Source organism: Veillonella parvula, from assembly GCF_902810435.1.
In the GTDB taxonomy this organism is placed as follows: domain Bacteria; phylum Bacillota; class Negativicutes; order Veillonellales; family Veillonellaceae; genus Veillonella.
This window is the reverse complement of the sequence record NZ_LR778174.1, coordinates 1725939-1739441: the sequence shown is the minus strand read 5'-3', so window position 1 is coordinate 1739441 and position 13503 is coordinate 1725939. Positions and strand designations below refer to the sequence as shown.

At 42.0% G+C, this 13503-nt stretch carries 24 protein-coding genes; all 24 read left to right on the top strand.

What is annotated here, in order from left to right:
- The first annotated feature begins 257 nt into the window (after positions 1-257).
- Complete coding sequence (locus FNLLGLLA_RS08025; RefSeq protein WP_004693552.1) at positions 258-503, top strand: L7Ae/L30e/S12e/Gadd45 family ribosomal protein; 246 nt, start codon at positions 258-260, stop codon at positions 501-503.
- Between the two features lie 76 nt (positions 504-579).
- A complete protein-coding gene (gene rpsL, locus FNLLGLLA_RS08020) occupies positions 580-954 on the top strand; it encodes a 30S ribosomal protein S12 (RefSeq protein WP_004693554.1) in 375 nt (124 codons plus the stop codon).
- A 52-nt stretch (positions 955-1006) separates the two neighbouring features.
- Complete coding sequence (gene rpsG / locus FNLLGLLA_RS08015; RefSeq protein WP_004693556.1) at positions 1007-1477, top strand: 30S ribosomal protein S7; 471 nt, start codon at positions 1007-1009, stop codon at positions 1475-1477.
- A 15-nt stretch (positions 1478-1492) separates the two neighbouring features.
- Positions 1493-3568, top strand: coding sequence for an elongation factor G (gene fusA / locus FNLLGLLA_RS08010; protein ID WP_004693557.1), 2076 nt, complete (start codon positions 1493-1495; stop codon positions 3566-3568).
- A gap of 50 nt (positions 3569-3618) precedes the next feature.
- Complete coding sequence (tuf, locus tag FNLLGLLA_RS08005) at positions 3619-4806, top strand: elongation factor Tu (protein ID WP_012864763.1); 1188 nt, start codon at positions 3619-3621, stop codon at positions 4804-4806.
- 180 nt (positions 4807-4986) lie between these two features.
- The gene (rpsJ, locus tag FNLLGLLA_RS08000; RefSeq protein ID WP_004695100.1) at positions 4987-5298 is read left to right on the top strand and encodes a 30S ribosomal protein S10; all 312 of its coding nucleotides are present in this window, start codon (positions 4987-4989) and stop codon (positions 5296-5298) included.
- Between the two features lie 12 nt (positions 5299-5310).
- Positions 5311-5952: a 50S ribosomal protein L3 gene (rplC, locus tag FNLLGLLA_RS07995; RefSeq protein WP_004695102.1), complete on the top strand. Its 642-nt coding sequence runs from the start codon at positions 5311-5313 to the stop codon at positions 5950-5952.
- A gap of 26 nt (positions 5953-5978) precedes the next feature.
- The gene (gene rplD / locus FNLLGLLA_RS07990) at positions 5979-6602 is read left to right on the top strand and encodes a 50S ribosomal protein L4 (protein ID WP_004695105.1); all 624 of its coding nucleotides are present in this window, start codon (positions 5979-5981) and stop codon (positions 6600-6602) included.
- Positions 6602-6886: a 50S ribosomal protein L23 gene (gene rplW / locus FNLLGLLA_RS07985; RefSeq protein ID WP_004695108.1), complete on the top strand. Its 285-nt coding sequence runs from the start codon at positions 6602-6604 to the stop codon at positions 6884-6886. Before rplD ends, rplW begins: the two co-directional genes overlap by 1 nt.
- Before the next feature lie 26 nt (positions 6887-6912).
- Complete coding sequence (gene rplB / locus FNLLGLLA_RS07980; RefSeq protein WP_004695109.1) at positions 6913-7743, top strand: 50S ribosomal protein L2; 831 nt, start codon at positions 6913-6915, stop codon at positions 7741-7743.
- 23 nt (positions 7744-7766) lie between these two features.
- A complete protein-coding gene (gene rpsS, locus FNLLGLLA_RS07975; protein ID WP_004695110.1) occupies positions 7767-8048 on the top strand; it encodes a 30S ribosomal protein S19 in 282 nt (93 codons plus the stop codon).
- 13 nt (positions 8049-8061) lie between these two features.
- On the top strand, positions 8062-8397 hold the full coding sequence (gene rplV, locus FNLLGLLA_RS07970) for a 50S ribosomal protein L22 (RefSeq protein WP_004695112.1): 336 nt from the start codon (positions 8062-8064) through the stop codon (positions 8395-8397).
- Positions 8398-8413: 16 nt separating this feature from the next.
- Positions 8414-9082, top strand: a complete 669-nt coding sequence (gene rpsC, locus FNLLGLLA_RS07965) for a 30S ribosomal protein S3 (protein ID WP_004695113.1) — start codon at positions 8414-8416, stop codon at positions 9080-9082.
- Complete coding sequence (rplP, locus tag FNLLGLLA_RS07960) at positions 9082-9519, top strand: 50S ribosomal protein L16 (RefSeq protein ID WP_004695114.1); 438 nt, start codon at positions 9082-9084, stop codon at positions 9517-9519. Before rpsC ends, rplP begins: the two co-directional genes overlap by 1 nt.
- A complete protein-coding gene (gene rpmC / locus FNLLGLLA_RS07955) occupies positions 9509-9712 on the top strand; it encodes a 50S ribosomal protein L29 (RefSeq protein WP_004695115.1) in 204 nt (67 codons plus the stop codon). Before rplP ends, rpmC begins: the two co-directional genes overlap by 11 nt.
- Positions 9713-9751: 39 nt before the next feature.
- Complete coding sequence (gene rpsQ / locus FNLLGLLA_RS07950; protein ID WP_004695116.1) at positions 9752-10012, top strand: 30S ribosomal protein S17; 261 nt, start codon at positions 9752-9754, stop codon at positions 10010-10012.
- A gap of 24 nt (positions 10013-10036) precedes the next feature.
- Positions 10037-10405: a 50S ribosomal protein L14 gene (gene rplN, locus FNLLGLLA_RS07945; RefSeq protein WP_004695117.1), complete on the top strand. Its 369-nt coding sequence runs from the start codon at positions 10037-10039 to the stop codon at positions 10403-10405.
- An 18-nt stretch (positions 10406-10423) separates the two neighbouring features.
- Positions 10424-10744 carry a 50S ribosomal protein L24 gene (gene rplX, locus FNLLGLLA_RS07940; RefSeq protein ID WP_004695118.1) on the top strand — a complete coding sequence of 107 codons (321 nt, stop codon included), beginning with the start codon at positions 10424-10426 and terminating at the stop codon, positions 10742-10744.
- 23 nt (positions 10745-10767) lie between these two features.
- On the top strand, positions 10768-11307 hold the full coding sequence (gene rplE / locus FNLLGLLA_RS07935; protein ID WP_004695119.1) for a 50S ribosomal protein L5: 540 nt from the start codon (positions 10768-10770) through the stop codon (positions 11305-11307).
- A gap of 16 nt (positions 11308-11323) precedes the next feature.
- Positions 11324-11593 carry a 30S ribosomal protein S14 gene (gene rpsN / locus FNLLGLLA_RS07930; protein ID WP_004695122.1) on the top strand — a complete coding sequence of 90 codons (270 nt, stop codon included), beginning with the start codon at positions 11324-11326 and terminating at the stop codon, positions 11591-11593.
- 27 nt (positions 11594-11620) lie between these two features.
- Positions 11621-12007, top strand: coding sequence for a 30S ribosomal protein S8 (rpsH, locus tag FNLLGLLA_RS07925; RefSeq protein ID WP_004695128.1), 387 nt, complete (start codon positions 11621-11623; stop codon positions 12005-12007).
- A gap of 24 nt (positions 12008-12031) precedes the next feature.
- Positions 12032-12577, top strand: a complete 546-nt coding sequence (gene rplF, locus FNLLGLLA_RS07920; RefSeq protein WP_004695131.1) for a 50S ribosomal protein L6 — start codon at positions 12032-12034, stop codon at positions 12575-12577.
- A 17-nt stretch (positions 12578-12594) separates the two neighbouring features.
- Positions 12595-12975: a 50S ribosomal protein L18 gene (gene rplR / locus FNLLGLLA_RS07915; protein WP_005385510.1), complete on the top strand. Its 381-nt coding sequence runs from the start codon at positions 12595-12597 to the stop codon at positions 12973-12975.
- Positions 12976-12993: 18 nt separating this feature from the next.
- Positions 12994-13497: a 30S ribosomal protein S5 gene (rpsE, locus tag FNLLGLLA_RS07910; protein WP_004695136.1), complete on the top strand. Its 504-nt coding sequence runs from the start codon at positions 12994-12996 to the stop codon at positions 13495-13497.
- Positions 13498-13503: the final 6 nt, after the last annotated feature.

The following is a 13503-nucleotide window of genomic DNA, read 5'->3' as shown; positions in this document are numbered from 1 at the left end:
TAAAAGAAAAAATAATAGCAAATGCATAGAATGATTATTTATACATGAAAATAATGATATATGAATAAAAAATCACTCTTCATTTATAATTTAAGATTGAATGAAACACACGGATGAGTGTACACATAAAATGCAGCTGTAGAGCGGTGTGTGACATTGGAAATTGTTTGACATGGACTGCTGTAATTGATATACTTACATAGTGCTTTAGGCGAGGTATGCCTAATGGGCATAATTTCGTAAGGAGAATTAGTACAATGGACATTGCCCATCTGAAGTCGGTGAACAAAACAATCGGTGCCAAGCAAACGTTGAAACAAATTGCTAAAGGTGCTGTGAAGTACGTGTTCCTGGGTTGTGATAGTGATGAACGTGTGGTACAGCCTTTACGGATTGCTTGTGAAGAACAGGGAATACCTGTGAATGACAAACACACCATGGATGATCTCGGTCGTGCGTGTCGCATTAAGGTGCGGGCCACAGCTGTAGGCGTCCTACGTTAATCTTGGTAATATCCGATGTAACACTTTGTTATGACGGATCAATTATAAATCTCAAATTTGGAAAGGAGGTGCCCAAATGCCAACAATTAATCAGCTAGTACGCAAAGGCCGCATGAGCTTGACTAAAAAATCTACAGCTCCTGCCCTTCAAGAATCTCCACAAAAACGTGGTGTATGTACTCGTGTGTACACAGCTACTCCAAAGAAACCAAACTCCGCGCTTCGTAAAGTTGCCCGTGTACGTTTGACAAACGCTATTGAAGTAACTGCTTACATCCCAGGCATTGGTCACAATTTACAAGAACACAGTGTTGTACTTATCAGAGGCGGTCGTGTAAAAGACCTTCCAGGTGTGCGTTATCACATCGTTCGTGGTGCATTGGATACAGCTGGCGTACAAAATCGTATGCAAAGTCGTTCCAAATACGGCGCGAAAAAAGCTAAAAAATAATTTTAGCCATTAAACGAAATTAACACACATCATTATAAAGGAGGAATTGAACATGCCAAGAAAAGGCCCTGTTCCGAAACGTGATGTACTTCCAGATCCGGTGTACAACAGCAAATTAGTAACACGTTTCATTAACAAAGTTATGTACGATGGTAAAAAAGGCATTGCTGAAACTATCGTATATGATGCATTCGAAATTATTCGTTCCAAAATGGGTCAAGACCCAATGGAAGTTTTTGATCAAGCATTGAAAAATGTTATGCCTGTACTTGAAGTGCGTGCTCGCCGTATCGGTGGTGCGAACTATCAAGTGCCAGTTGAAGTTCGTGCTGATCGCCGTCAAACCCTCGGTATTCGTTGGGTTGTAAATTATGCTCGTCTTCGTGGTGAACGCACTATGAAAGAACGTTTGGCAGGCGAATTGATGGACGCTTTCAACAATGCAGGCGCTGCAATCAAGAAAAAAGAAGATACTCATAAAATGGCAGAAGCTAATAAAGCATTTGCTCATTATCGTTGGTAATAAGAGGTGACAACTGTGGCAAGAGAGTTTTCCTTAGCAAAAACTCGTAATATCGGTATCATGGCTCACATCGATGCTGGTAAAACAACAACTACAGAACGTATCCTCTACTATACAGGTATCGTTCACAAGATCGGCGAAGTACATGAAGGCGCTGCTACGATGGACTGGATGGAGCAAGAGCAAGAACGTGGTATCACAATCACTTCTGCTGCAACAACTTGTCAATGGAAAGAACATCGTATCAATATCATCGATACTCCTGGTCACGTTGACTTTACTGTAGAAGTAGAACGTTCTCTACGTGTACTTGACGGTTCTGTTGCGGTGTTCAGTGCTAAAGGTGGCGTTGAACCTCAATCCGAAACAGTATGGCGTCAGGCTTCTAACTACGGCGTACCTCGTATCGCTTATGTAAATAAGATGGATACTGTAGGTGCTGACTTCTTCAACGTAGTTGACATGATGAAAGCTCGTTTGGGTGCAAATTCCGTAGCTATTCAAGTACCAATCGGTGCTGAAGATACTTTTGAAGGCATCATTGACTTGATGACTATGAAAGCGGAAATTTATAAATCCGATGACGGTAAAGAATATGAAATCACTGATATCCCTGCTGAATATCAAGAAGTAGCAGAAGCTCGTCGCGAAATGATGATCGATGCTATCGCTGAAACAGATGATGATATCATGATGAAATATTTGGAAGGCGAAGAAATTTCTGTGGAAGAATTGAAAGCGGCATTGCGTAAAGCTGTTATTGCTAACCAATTATTCCCAGTTCTTTGCGGTTCTTCCTATAAAAATAAAGGTGTTCAAATGTTATTGGATGCTGTTATCGATTACATGCCAGCTCCAATCGATATCCCACCTATTAAGGGTGTTGTTCCTGGTACTGAAGAAGAAACAACTCGTCCTTCTTCCGATGAAGAACCATTCTCTGCGTTGGCATTCAAAATCATGGCTGACCCTTATGTTGGTAAATTAGCGTTCTTCCGTGTGTACTCCGGTACATTGGAATCCGGCTCCTACGTTTTCAACTCCACTAAAGGTAAAAAAGAACGTATCGGTCGTATTCTTCAAATGCACGCTAACTCCCGTAAAGAAATCGAACGCGTATATTCTGGTGACATCGCTGCGGCGGTTGGCTTAAAGGATACTACTACAGGCGACACATTGTGTGATGAAAAATCTCCTGTAATTCTTGAGTCCATGGAATTCCCTGAACCAGTTATCTCCGTTGCTGTTGAACCTAAAACAAAAGCTGACCAAGAAAAAATGGGTACAGCTCTTGCTCGTTTGGCAGAAGAAGATCCTACTTTCAAAGTTCGTACTGATGAAGAAACAGGTCAAACTATTATCTCCGGTATGGGCGAACTTCACTTGGATATCATCGTTGACCGTATGAACCGTGAATTCAAAGTAGATTGTAACGTAGGTAAACCTCAAGTAGCATACCGCGAAACTATCCGTAAAGCTGTTAAGGCTGAAGGTAAATTCGTACGTCAATCTGGTGGTCGTGGTCAATATGGTCACTGCTGGTTGGAATTGATTCCTCAAGAACCAGGTGCTGGCTTCGAGTTTGAAAACAAGGTTGTAGGTGGTGCGATTCCTCGTGAATACATCGGACCTGTTGAAAGCGGTGTTAAAGAAGCTATGGAATCCGGTGTTATCGCTGGGTACCCTATGGTTGATGTTAAAGTTATCGTATTTGATGGTTCCTACCATGACGTTGACTCCAACGAAATGGCCTTCAAAATTGCTGGTTCTATGGGCTTCAAAGAAGGTGCTCGCAAAGCAGATCCTGCATTGCTTGAACCATACATGGCTGTAGAAGTAGACGTTCCTGAAGAATATATGGGCGACGTTATCGGTGACTTGAACTCTCGTCGTGGTCGCATGGACGGCATGGAAGCTCGTAATGGTTCCCAACATATCAAAGCATATGTTCCATTGAGCGAAATGTTCGGTTACGCAACTGACCTTCGTTCCAAAACGCAAGGCCGTGGTAACTACTCCATGACATTCGATCATTACGAAGAAGTTCCTAAGAAAATTGCTGAAGAAATTCAAGCAAAGAAAAACGGTTAATCTCATATTAGATTAATAGAATTACTATTTTCCTCGGAGGATAATTTAAAATGGCAAAAGAAAAATTTGAACGTACGAAACCGCATGTTAACATCGGTACAATCGGTCACGTTGACCATGGTAAAACTACTTTGACTGCTGCAATCACTAAAGTATTGGCTGAAAAAGGTCAAGCTGACTTCCAAGATTACAGCATGATCGATAAAGCTCCAGAAGAACGCGAACGCGGTATCACAATCAACACTGCACACGTTGAGTATGAAACTGCTAACCGTCACTATGCACACGTTGACTGCCCAGGCCATGCTGACTATGTTAAAAACATGATTACTGGTGCGGCTCAAATGGACGGCGCTATCTTGGTTGTATCCGCAGCTGACGGCCCTATGCCTCAAACTCGCGAACACATCTTGTTGGCTCGCCAAGTTGGTGTTCCTGCAATCGTAGTATTCTTGAACAAAGCTGACATGGTTGACGATGAAGAATTGATCGAATTGGTAGAAATGGAAGTTCGTGAACTTCTTTCTTCCTACGAATTCCCTGGCGACGAAGTACCTATCGTTGTAGGTTCCGCGTTGAAAGCTTTGGAAGGCGATGCTCAATATGTAGCTAAAATTGACGAATTGATGGATGCTGTAGACTCCTACATCCCAACACCAGTTCGTGATACTGATAAACCATTCTTGATGCCTGTGGAAGACGTTTTCACAATCACTGGTCGTGGTACAGTAGCAACTGGCCGTGTTGAACGTGGTCAAGTAAACGTTGGTGATACTGTTGAAGTAGTAGGCTTGAAAGAAAAAGCTGAACAATACGTAGTAACAGGTCTTGAAATGTTCCGTAAAGTGTTGGATTCTGCAGTAGCAGGTGACAACGTAGGTGCATTGCTTCGTGGTGTTGATCGTAAAGACATCGAACGTGGTCAAGTATTGGCTAAACCAGGCTCCATCAACCCACACACAAAATTCAAAGCAGAAGTATACGTATTGACTAAAGAAGAAGGTGGCCGTCATACTCCATTCTTCTCCAACTACCGTCCACAATTCTACTTCCGTACAACAGACGTAACAGGTGTTGTAAACCTTCCTGAAGGTGTAGAAATGTGTATGCCTGGCGATAACGTAACAATGGAAATCGAATTGATTACTCCAATCGCTATCGAAGAAGGTCTTCGCTTCGCGATCCGCGAAGGTGGCCATACAGTAGGCGCTGGCGTAGTAACAGAAATCGAAGGTTAATTTAACCTTTTATGCTCATCGTAGAATGCGTTGAGCACAATACATGCAGCACTCAGAGCGGCAGATAATGCCGCTCTCGTGTTGTGTTTTTAAACTATGAAGTAGAAGGTTGCCTCTGCGGAGGAGAATTTCTATGGAGCAGCCCATTCACGAAATGGACGACAGGAGGAATTATTAATAATGGCTAAACAGCAAAAAATCCGTATTCGCCTTAAGGCATACGACCACAAAGCTCTCGATCAAAGCGCTGCTAAGATCGTAGACACTGCAAAAAGAAATGGCGCTATGGTATCTGGTCCGATTCCATTGCCAACAGAAAAGAATATCTTCACAATTCTTCGTTCTGTACACGTAAACAAAGATTCTCGTGAACAATTCGAAATGCGTACACATAAACGCTTAATCGATATTCTTGAACCAAATTCGAAAACAGTAGATGCTATCACTCGTTTAGATTTACCAGCTGGTGTATCTATTGAAATAAAACTATAAGGAGGTGCGATAATGTCTAAAGCTATTTTGGGTAAAAAATTAGGAATGACACAAGTCTTCACAGCTGAAGGCCAATTAGTTCCTGTAACAGTAGTGGAAACTACCCCAAGCGTTGTAGTGCGCGTAAAGACTGTAGAAACAGACGGCTACGAAGCAGTACAAATTGGTTACGGTTCCATTAAAGAAAAACATTTAACAAAACCTGTAAAAGGTCAGTTCGACAAAGCTGGCGTAGCTCCAGTGAAATATCTTCGCGAAGTTCGCGTAGCTAATGCAGCTGACTACACAGTAGGCCAAACTCTGGCAGCTGATATCTTCGCAGAAGGTGAATTGGTGGACGTAGTGGGTACAGGTAAAGGTAAGGGTTTTGCTGGCACAATTAAACGCCATAACTTCTCCCGTGGTCCTGAAACTCATGGTTCTAAATCTCACCGTGAACCTGGTTCCATCGGTCCTATGATCTCCGGTGGCGGCGGTAAGGTATACAAAGGTAAAAAACTCCCTGGACAAATGGGTGGTTACAGAGTTACCGTACAACGCTTATCCGTTGTGAAAGTTGATGCTGAACGTAACCTTTTATTGGTTAAAGGTGGTATCCCAGGCGCTAAAGGTAGCTTGGTTATGGTTCGCAACACGGTTAAACCTGTTAAATAATCATTTGTCGAAAGGAGGATTATGTAATGCCTACAGTAGCAACATATAATCAATCCGGCGTTAAAGTCGGTGAAATACAGTTAAACGATGCAGTATTCGGCGTTGAAGTTAACGAAGCCGTAATGCATCAAGCCGTAGTTCGTCAATTGTCTAACGAACGTCTCGGCACACATGCAACAAAAACTAGAGGTATGGTTCGTGGCGGTGGCCGCAAACCTTGGAAACAAAAAGGTACTGGCCGTGCTCGTGCAGGCTCCAGCCGTTCCCCAATCTGGATCGGTGGTGGTACTACATTTGGTCCACAACCTCGCAGCTATTACAAAGCTATGCCTCGTAAGGCTAGACGTTTAGCAGTTAAATCTGCTCTTAGCGATAAAGTGAATAATAGCGAATTATACGTTTTGGAAGAAATCACATTAGCAGCTCCTAAAACAAAAGAAGTGTTGAACATTATTAACAGCTTCAACGTTGGTGATGCAAAAGTATTGTTCATCACTGAAGGTGATGTAAATGTTGAACGTTCCGCTCGTAATATCCAAGGTGTTAAAGCTTTGGCTTGCGAAGGTATGAACATTTTCGATCTTCTTCATTACGATAAGCTCTTCATTACTAAAGGCGCTGTCGCAAAAATCGAGGAGGTGCTCGGATAATGCAATTACATGATGTACTAATCCGCCCGGTTATTACCGAAAAATCCACTATGCTTATGGAAGAAGGCAAATACACTTTTCGTGTGCCTTTGACTGCAAATAAAGTGCAAATCCGTCAAGCAGTTGAAAAAATCTTCAATGTAAAAGTAGAAAAAGTAGCTACTATTCGTGTTTTAGGTAAGACTAAACGCATGGGTCGTACACAAGGTAAACGTAGCGATTATAAAAAAGCTATCGTAACCTTAAAAGCTGGCGAATCCATTGAATTCTTTGAAGGTGTCTAAGAGTCTAGTTGTAAGGAGGCCCACTAATGGCAATTAAATCATTTAAACCGTACTCCGCTGGTCGCCGGTTTATGACAGTATCCGCCTTCGACGAAATCACAGCAAGCAAACCAGAAAAATCCTTGCTCGCTAAGATTTCTCAAAAAGGTGGTCGTAACAATACTGGTAAAATGACAGTTCGTCACCAAGGTGGCGGTCACAAACGTCAATACCGTATTATTGACTTCAAACGTACTAAAGATAATATTCCAGCTAAAGTAGCAACAATTGAGTATGATCCTAACCGTTCTTCTCGTATCGCTTTGCTTAACTACGCTGATGGTGAAAAACGCTACATTTTAGCTCCTAACGGTCTAAAAGTTGGTGACGTTGTATTCTCCGGTCCTGAGTCCGATATTAAACCTGGTAACTGCTTACCATTGGCTAATATTCCAGACGGTACACAAATCCACAATATCGAATTGAAAATCGGTAAAGGTGGTCAAATCGTTCGTTCCGCTGGTACATCTGCTCAATTGATGGGTAAAGATAATGGCTACGCTATTCTTCGTTTACCATCTGGTGAAATGCGTCGTGTTCGTCAAGAGTGCCGTGCAACAATTGGTGTTGTTGGTAACGCTGACCACAGCAACCTTGTAATTGGTAAAGCTGGTCGTCATCGTTGGATGGGTGTTCGCCCTGGCAACCGTGGTGTTGTAATGAACCCTTGTGACCATCCACATGGTGGTGGTGAAGGTAAATCTCCTGTTGGTCGTAAACATCCTGTTACACCTTGGGGCAAACCAGCACATGGTGTTAAAACTCGCGACAAGAAAAAAGCTTCTAACAGCTTAATTATTAAACGTCGTACAAAATAGGATAAAGGAAAGGAGATAAAATAGTGTCCAGATCTATTAAAAAAGGCCCTTTCGTAGCAGATCATTTGCTTAAGAAAGTTGAAGCTTTAAACGAAACTAACGAAAAGAAAGTTGTAAAAACCTGGTCCCGTGCCTCTACTATTATCCCAAGTTTTGTAGGCCACACAATTGCTGTGCATGATGGTCGCAAACATGTACCTGTATTCATTACAGAAGATATGGTAGGTCATAAATTAGGTGAGTTCGCTCCTACACGTACTTATAGAGGTCATGGTAAGGACGAAAAATCTACAGGCAAAAAATAGGAGGAAATAATACATGGAAGCAAAAGCAATCGCTAGACATATCCGAATCGCGCCTCGTAAAATCCGTATCGTTGCAGATTTAGTGCGCGGTAAAAACATCGGCGAAGCATTTGCCATCTTGAAGTTCACTCCGAAAGTTGGCGCTGATGTAGTAGAAAAAGTTATGCGTTCTGCAATCGCAAACGCTGAACATAATTTCGATATGAATGTTGACAATCTTTACGTATCCGAGATCTTCGTTGATCAAGGCCCTACATTAAAACGCATTCATCCTCGTTCCCGTGGTCAAGCTTTCAAAATTTTGAAACGTACTAGCCACGTAACAGTAGTAGTTAAAGAAAGAGCTTAAGAAGGAGGGAAACAGAGTGGGTCAAAAAGTTAATCCACACGGTTTGCGTGTCGGTATCGTAAAAGATTGGGACGCAAAATGGTATGCAGATAAAGATTTCGCTGCTAATCTTCATGAAGACGTAAAAATTCGTAACTTCTTGAAAGAAACCCTTTTCATTGCTGGTATTTCCCGCATTGAAATCGAGCGTACAAATAAACGTATTAAATTGACTATCCACACTGCGAAACCAGGTATGGTTATCGGTCGTGGTGGTGCTGGTATCGAAGATATCAAAAAAGCAATGACTCGTTTCACTGATAAACAAGTGGACGTTAACATTGCAGAAATTAAACAAGCAGACATGGATGCAACATTAGTTGCTGAAAACATTGCGGGCCAATTGGAACGTCGTATCGGCTTCCGCCGTGCAATGAAACAAGCTGTAGGTCGTACAATGCGCTTAGGTGCAAAAGGTATTAAAATCATGGTAAGCGGTCGTCTTGGCGGTGCTGAAATCGCTCGTAGCGAATCCTATCGTGAAGGTTCTATTCCTTTGCATACACTTCGTGCAGACATCGACTACGGTACTGCTGAAGCTCATACAACATATGGTTGTATCGGCATTAAAGTATGGATTTACAAAGGTGAAGTTTTGCCAGAAGCAAAACAAGCACCTGCTAAGAAGGAAGAAGGTGGCAAGTAATGCTTATTCCAAAGCGCGTAAAACATCGTAAGCAATTCCGCGGCCGTATGAAAGGTCGTGCTATGCGCGGTAATACAGTGTCTCATGGTGAGTTCGGCTTGGTAGCATGCGAACCATCTTGGATCACTAACCGTCAAATCGAAGCTGCCCGTATTGCTATGACTCGTTATATCAAACGTGGTGGTAAAGTATGGATTAAAATTTTCCCTGACAAACCAATCACAGCTAAACCAGCTGGTACTCGTATGGGTTCCGGTAAAGGTTCTCCTGAATACTGGGTAGCAGTGGTTAAACCAGGTCGTGTAATGTTTGAAATGGACGGTGTGCCAGAAGCTACAGCTCGTGAAGCTATGCGTCTTGCAAGCCATAAACTTCCAATCAAATGCAAATTTGTTGTTAAGGGTAAAGAATTGGGTGGTGACGTAAATGAAGGTTAATGACATTCGCAATATGAGCGCTGCCGAAATGGAACAAAAAGTTTCCGGTCTTAAGGAAGAGTTATTTAACCTCCGTTTTCAGCTTGCAACAGGTCAATTAGAAAATCCTATGCGCATTCGTGAAGTTAAGAAGACAATCGCTCGTATTAAAACTGTACAACGTGAAGTTGAACTTAAATCTGAAAACGCATAATAACAGATTTGTTAAAGTTTGAAAAGGAGGCTTAAAATCGTGGCAGAAGAAAGAAACGTACGTAAAGTCCGCGTAGGTAAAGTTGTTAGCGACAAAATGGACAAAACTGTTGTTGTTGCTGTTGAACGTAAAGTACCTCACGCATTATATAACAAGCCAATGGTTAGCACAAAACGCTTCAAAGCTCATGATGAAAATAATGAGTGTCAAATTGGCGATACAGTTAAAATTGTAGAAACTCGTCCACTTTCTAAAGATAAATGTTGGAGAGTTGTTGAAATTCTTGAAAGACAAAAATAAGAGTGATGTAAGGAGGAATAGACGATGATCCAGCAACAAACAATTTTGAATGTTGCCGACAACACTGGTGCTAAACGTATTATGTGCATCCAAGTCATGGGCGGTTCTTATCGCAAATTCGGCAATATCGGTGACGTAATCGTTGCTTCTGTAAAAGATGCATCACCCGGTGGCGTTGTCAAGAAAGGCGACGTAGTTAAAGCTGTTATTGTTCGTTCTAAAAAAGGTATCCGCCGTCAAGACGGTTCCTATATTCGTTTCGATGAAAACGCAGCAGTAGTTATTAAAGATGACAAGACCCCTCGTGGTACTCGTATCTTTGGACCTGTAGCTAGAGAACTTCGTGAAAAAGATTTCATGAAAATCGTTTCTTTGGCTCCAGAAGTATTATAAGAAGGAGGAACGCAGCATATGGCTAAGCTACAAATCAAAAAAGGCGATACAGTTGTTGTTATCTCCGGTAAAGATAAAGGTAAGCAAGGTACAGTTATCGCAACTGAACCTAAAAAAGAACGCGTATTTGTTGAAGGCGTTAACACTGTAAAACGTCACACAAAACCTTCCCAAGCTAACCCACAAGGCGGCATCGTTACTAAAGAAGCTGGCATTCATGTTTCTAACGTAATGGTTGTTGACCCAGAAACTAAAACAGCTACTCGTATCAAAAAGGTAGAAGGCAAGGACGGTAAATTCGTTCGCGCTACTGTTAAATCCGGTACAGTACTTAAATAATCAGGAAAGGAGGAGCTACATAAATGTCTCGTTTGTTTGAACAATACAACTCTGAAATCAAAAAGAGTATGCAAGAAAAATTCCAATACGGCAATGTAATGGAAATTCCTAAATTGGAAAAAATCGTTATCAACATCGGCGTAGGTGATGCAGTGGGCAATGCAAAAGCATTGGAAGCAGCAGTTAATGATTTGACTATCATTGCTGGTCAAAAACCTGTCATCACAAAAGCTAAAAAATCCATTGCGAACTTCAAAGTTCGTGAAGGCATGGCGTTGGGTACAAAAGTTACTCTTCGTGGCGAACGCATGTATGAATTCCTTGATAGATTGATCAATGCGGCATTACCTCGTGTACGTGACTTCCGCGGTATCAGCGCTACTGCATTCGATGGCCGTGGTAACTACGCTTTGGGTCTTAAAGAACAGCTCATCTTCCCTGAAATCGAATATGATCAGGTAGAACGTGTTACTGGTATGGACATCATTATCGTAACAAGTGCTAAGACAGATGAAGAAGCTCGTGAATTGTTGACTCAATTCGGTATGCCTTTTGAAAAATAATAGGAGGAACATATAGATGGCTAAAAAATCTATGATTGAACGCGAAAAGAAACGCGCTAAAATCGTTGAAAAATATGCAGCTAAACGTGAAGCGTTAAAAGCAGCAGGTGATTATGAAGGCTTATCCAAATTACCAGCAAATGCATCCCCAACACGCTTGCACAACCGTTGCAACTTAACTGGTCGTCCTCACGGCTATATGCGTAAATTCGGTATCAGCCGTATTGCGTTCCGTGAATTGGCGTACAAAGGACAAATTCCTGGTGTTAAAAAAGCCAGCTGGTAATATTAGACGAGAGGAGGTTTTTAGATTATGGTAATGACCGATCCTATCGCGGATATGCTTACGCGCATCCGTAATGCAAACGCTGCACTTCATGAAACGGTAAACATTCCTGCATCTAGAATGAAAGCAGCCGTTCTTGACATCCTTTTACAAGAAGGCTTTGTAAAGAACGTTGAAAAAGAAGAAAACACTTTAAAAGTAACTTTGAAATATGGTTCCAATAACGAGAAAGTTATTACAGGAATTAAACGTATTTCCAAACCAGGTTTACGTGTTTACGCGAAAAAGGAAGAACTTCCTCGTGTACTTGGTGGTTTGGGTATCGCAGTTATTTCTACGTCCAAAGGCGTTATGAGCGACAAACAAGCTCGTAAAGAAGGTCTTGGTGGCGAAGTAATCGCATACGTTTGGTAATAGTAGCAATAGGAGGTAGAAATAATGTCACGTATCGGTAGAATGCCTATCGAGATCCCTGCAGGCGTTACTGTTACATATGATAACCATCATATGAACGTAAAAGGCCCTAAAGGTGAATTATCTCGCGATTTGCATCCAGATATGAATATCACTGTAGAAGGTAACACAATCACAGTAACTCGTCCTTCCGACGATAAAAATCATCGTTCCCTTCACGGTTTGACTCGCGCTCTTGTTGCTAATATGGTAACAGGCGTATCTGAAGGATTTACAAAAACTCTTGAAATCAACGGTGTTGGTTACAGAGCGGCTAAACAAGGCAATAAATTAGCTCTTACACTTGGCTTCTCTCATCCAGTAGAAATGGAAGCTCCAGCTGGTATTACAATCGACGTTCCAGCTCCTAACAAAATCGTTGTGTCTGGTGCAGACAAAGAAGTTGTAGGTGCAGTAGCAGCTGATATCCGTAAATGGAGAAAACCTGAACCTTACAAAGGTAAAGGTATCCGCTATGAAGGCGAAGTTGTTCGTCGCAAAGCTGGTAAAGCTGGTGCAAAAGGTAAATAGTAATATCATCTATATGAATGAAAGGAGTGAATATCTTGCCTCGTAAATCTAGTAGAAATATCGCTCGAGCAAAACGTCATCTTCGTATTCGCCGTCACATCTCTGGTACGGCAACTTGCCCACGTTTGAACGTTTACCGTTCTTTGAGCAACATTTACGCACAAGTAATCGATGACGTAGCAGGTACAACTTTGGTTGCTGCTAGCTCTTTAGATAAAGATTTGAACTTATCCTATGGTGGTAACGTAGCTGCTGCTAAAGCTGTTGGTGAAGCAGTTGCTAAAAAAGCTATCGCTAAAGGCATTGACACTGTAGTGTTTGACCGTGGTGGTTACATTTACCACGGCCGCGTAGCAGCCCTTGCAGAAGGTGCTCGTGAAGCAGGCTTAAAATTCTAAGAAGGAGGAACTATAGACATGGCGAGAATTGACTACACCAGTCTTGATCTTAAAGAAAGAGTAGTATTCATCAACCGCGTAGCCAAAGTAGTTAAAGGTGGTCGTCGTTTTTCCTTCAGCGCTCTTGTAGTTGTTGGTGATGGCAACGGTTATGTAGGCGTTGGCTTAGGTAAAGCAGCGGAAGTACCAGAAGCAATTCGCAAAGGTATCGATGATGCTAAGAAAAATATTGTAAACGTAGCTATTAAAAATGGTACAATCCCTCACAGCGTAACAGGCGTATTCGGTGCAGGCCGCGTATTCTTGAAACCAGCTGCTGAAGGTACTGGCGTTATCGCTGGTGGCCCTGTTCGTGCCGTATTGGAATTAGTAGGTGTTCGTAACATCTTGACTAAATCTTTGGGTTCTTCTAACCCTAACAATATGGTTCGCGCTACAATCGAAGGTTTGAAAGATTTGAAACGCGCTAGCGAAGTTGCTGAGCTTCGTGGTAAAACCGTTGAAGAAATCTATAACGCGTAATAAGGA

Coding starts and splice junctions, on each gene's coding strand:
- FNLLGLLA_RS08025 (WP_004693552.1), top strand. CDS start 258: ATGGACATTGCCCATCTGAAGTCGGTGAACAAAACAATCGGTGCCAAG.
- rpsL (WP_004693554.1), top strand. CDS start 580: ATGCCAACAATTAATCAGCTAGTACGCAAAGGCCGCATGAGCTTGACT.
- rpsG (WP_004693556.1), top strand. CDS start 1,007: ATGCCAAGAAAAGGCCCTGTTCCGAAACGTGATGTACTTCCAGATCCG.
- tuf (WP_012864763.1), top strand. CDS start 3,619: ATGGCAAAAGAAAAATTTGAACGTACGAAACCGCATGTTAACATCGGT.
- rpsJ (WP_004695100.1), top strand. CDS start 4,987: ATGGCTAAACAGCAAAAAATCCGTATTCGCCTTAAGGCATACGACCAC.
- rplC (WP_004695102.1), top strand. CDS start 5,311: ATGTCTAAAGCTATTTTGGGTAAAAAATTAGGAATGACACAAGTCTTC.
- rplD (WP_004695105.1), top strand. CDS start 5,979: ATGCCTACAGTAGCAACATATAATCAATCCGGCGTTAAAGTCGGTGAA.
- rplW (WP_004695108.1), top strand. CDS start 6,602: ATGCAATTACATGATGTACTAATCCGCCCGGTTATTACCGAAAAATCC.
- rplB (WP_004695109.1), top strand. CDS start 6,913: ATGGCAATTAAATCATTTAAACCGTACTCCGCTGGTCGCCGGTTTATG.
- rplV (WP_004695112.1), top strand. CDS start 8,062: ATGGAAGCAAAAGCAATCGCTAGACATATCCGAATCGCGCCTCGTAAA.
- rplP (WP_004695114.1), top strand. CDS start 9,082: ATGCTTATTCCAAAGCGCGTAAAACATCGTAAGCAATTCCGCGGCCGT.
- rpmC (WP_004695115.1), top strand. CDS start 9,509: ATGAAGGTTAATGACATTCGCAATATGAGCGCTGCCGAAATGGAACAA.
- rplN (WP_004695117.1), top strand. CDS start 10,037: ATGATCCAGCAACAAACAATTTTGAATGTTGCCGACAACACTGGTGCT.
- rplX (WP_004695118.1), top strand. CDS start 10,424: ATGGCTAAGCTACAAATCAAAAAAGGCGATACAGTTGTTGTTATCTCC.
- rplE (WP_004695119.1), top strand. CDS start 10,768: ATGTCTCGTTTGTTTGAACAATACAACTCTGAAATCAAAAAGAGTATG.
- rpsN (WP_004695122.1), top strand. CDS start 11,324: ATGGCTAAAAAATCTATGATTGAACGCGAAAAGAAACGCGCTAAAATC.
- rpsH (WP_004695128.1), top strand. CDS start 11,621: ATGGTAATGACCGATCCTATCGCGGATATGCTTACGCGCATCCGTAAT.
- rplF (WP_004695131.1), top strand. CDS start 12,032: ATGTCACGTATCGGTAGAATGCCTATCGAGATCCCTGCAGGCGTTACT.
- rplR (WP_005385510.1), top strand. CDS start 12,595: ATGAAAGGAGTGAATATCTTGCCTCGTAAATCTAGTAGAAATATCGCT.
- rpsE (WP_004695136.1), top strand. CDS start 12,994: ATGGCGAGAATTGACTACACCAGTCTTGATCTTAAAGAAAGAGTAGTA.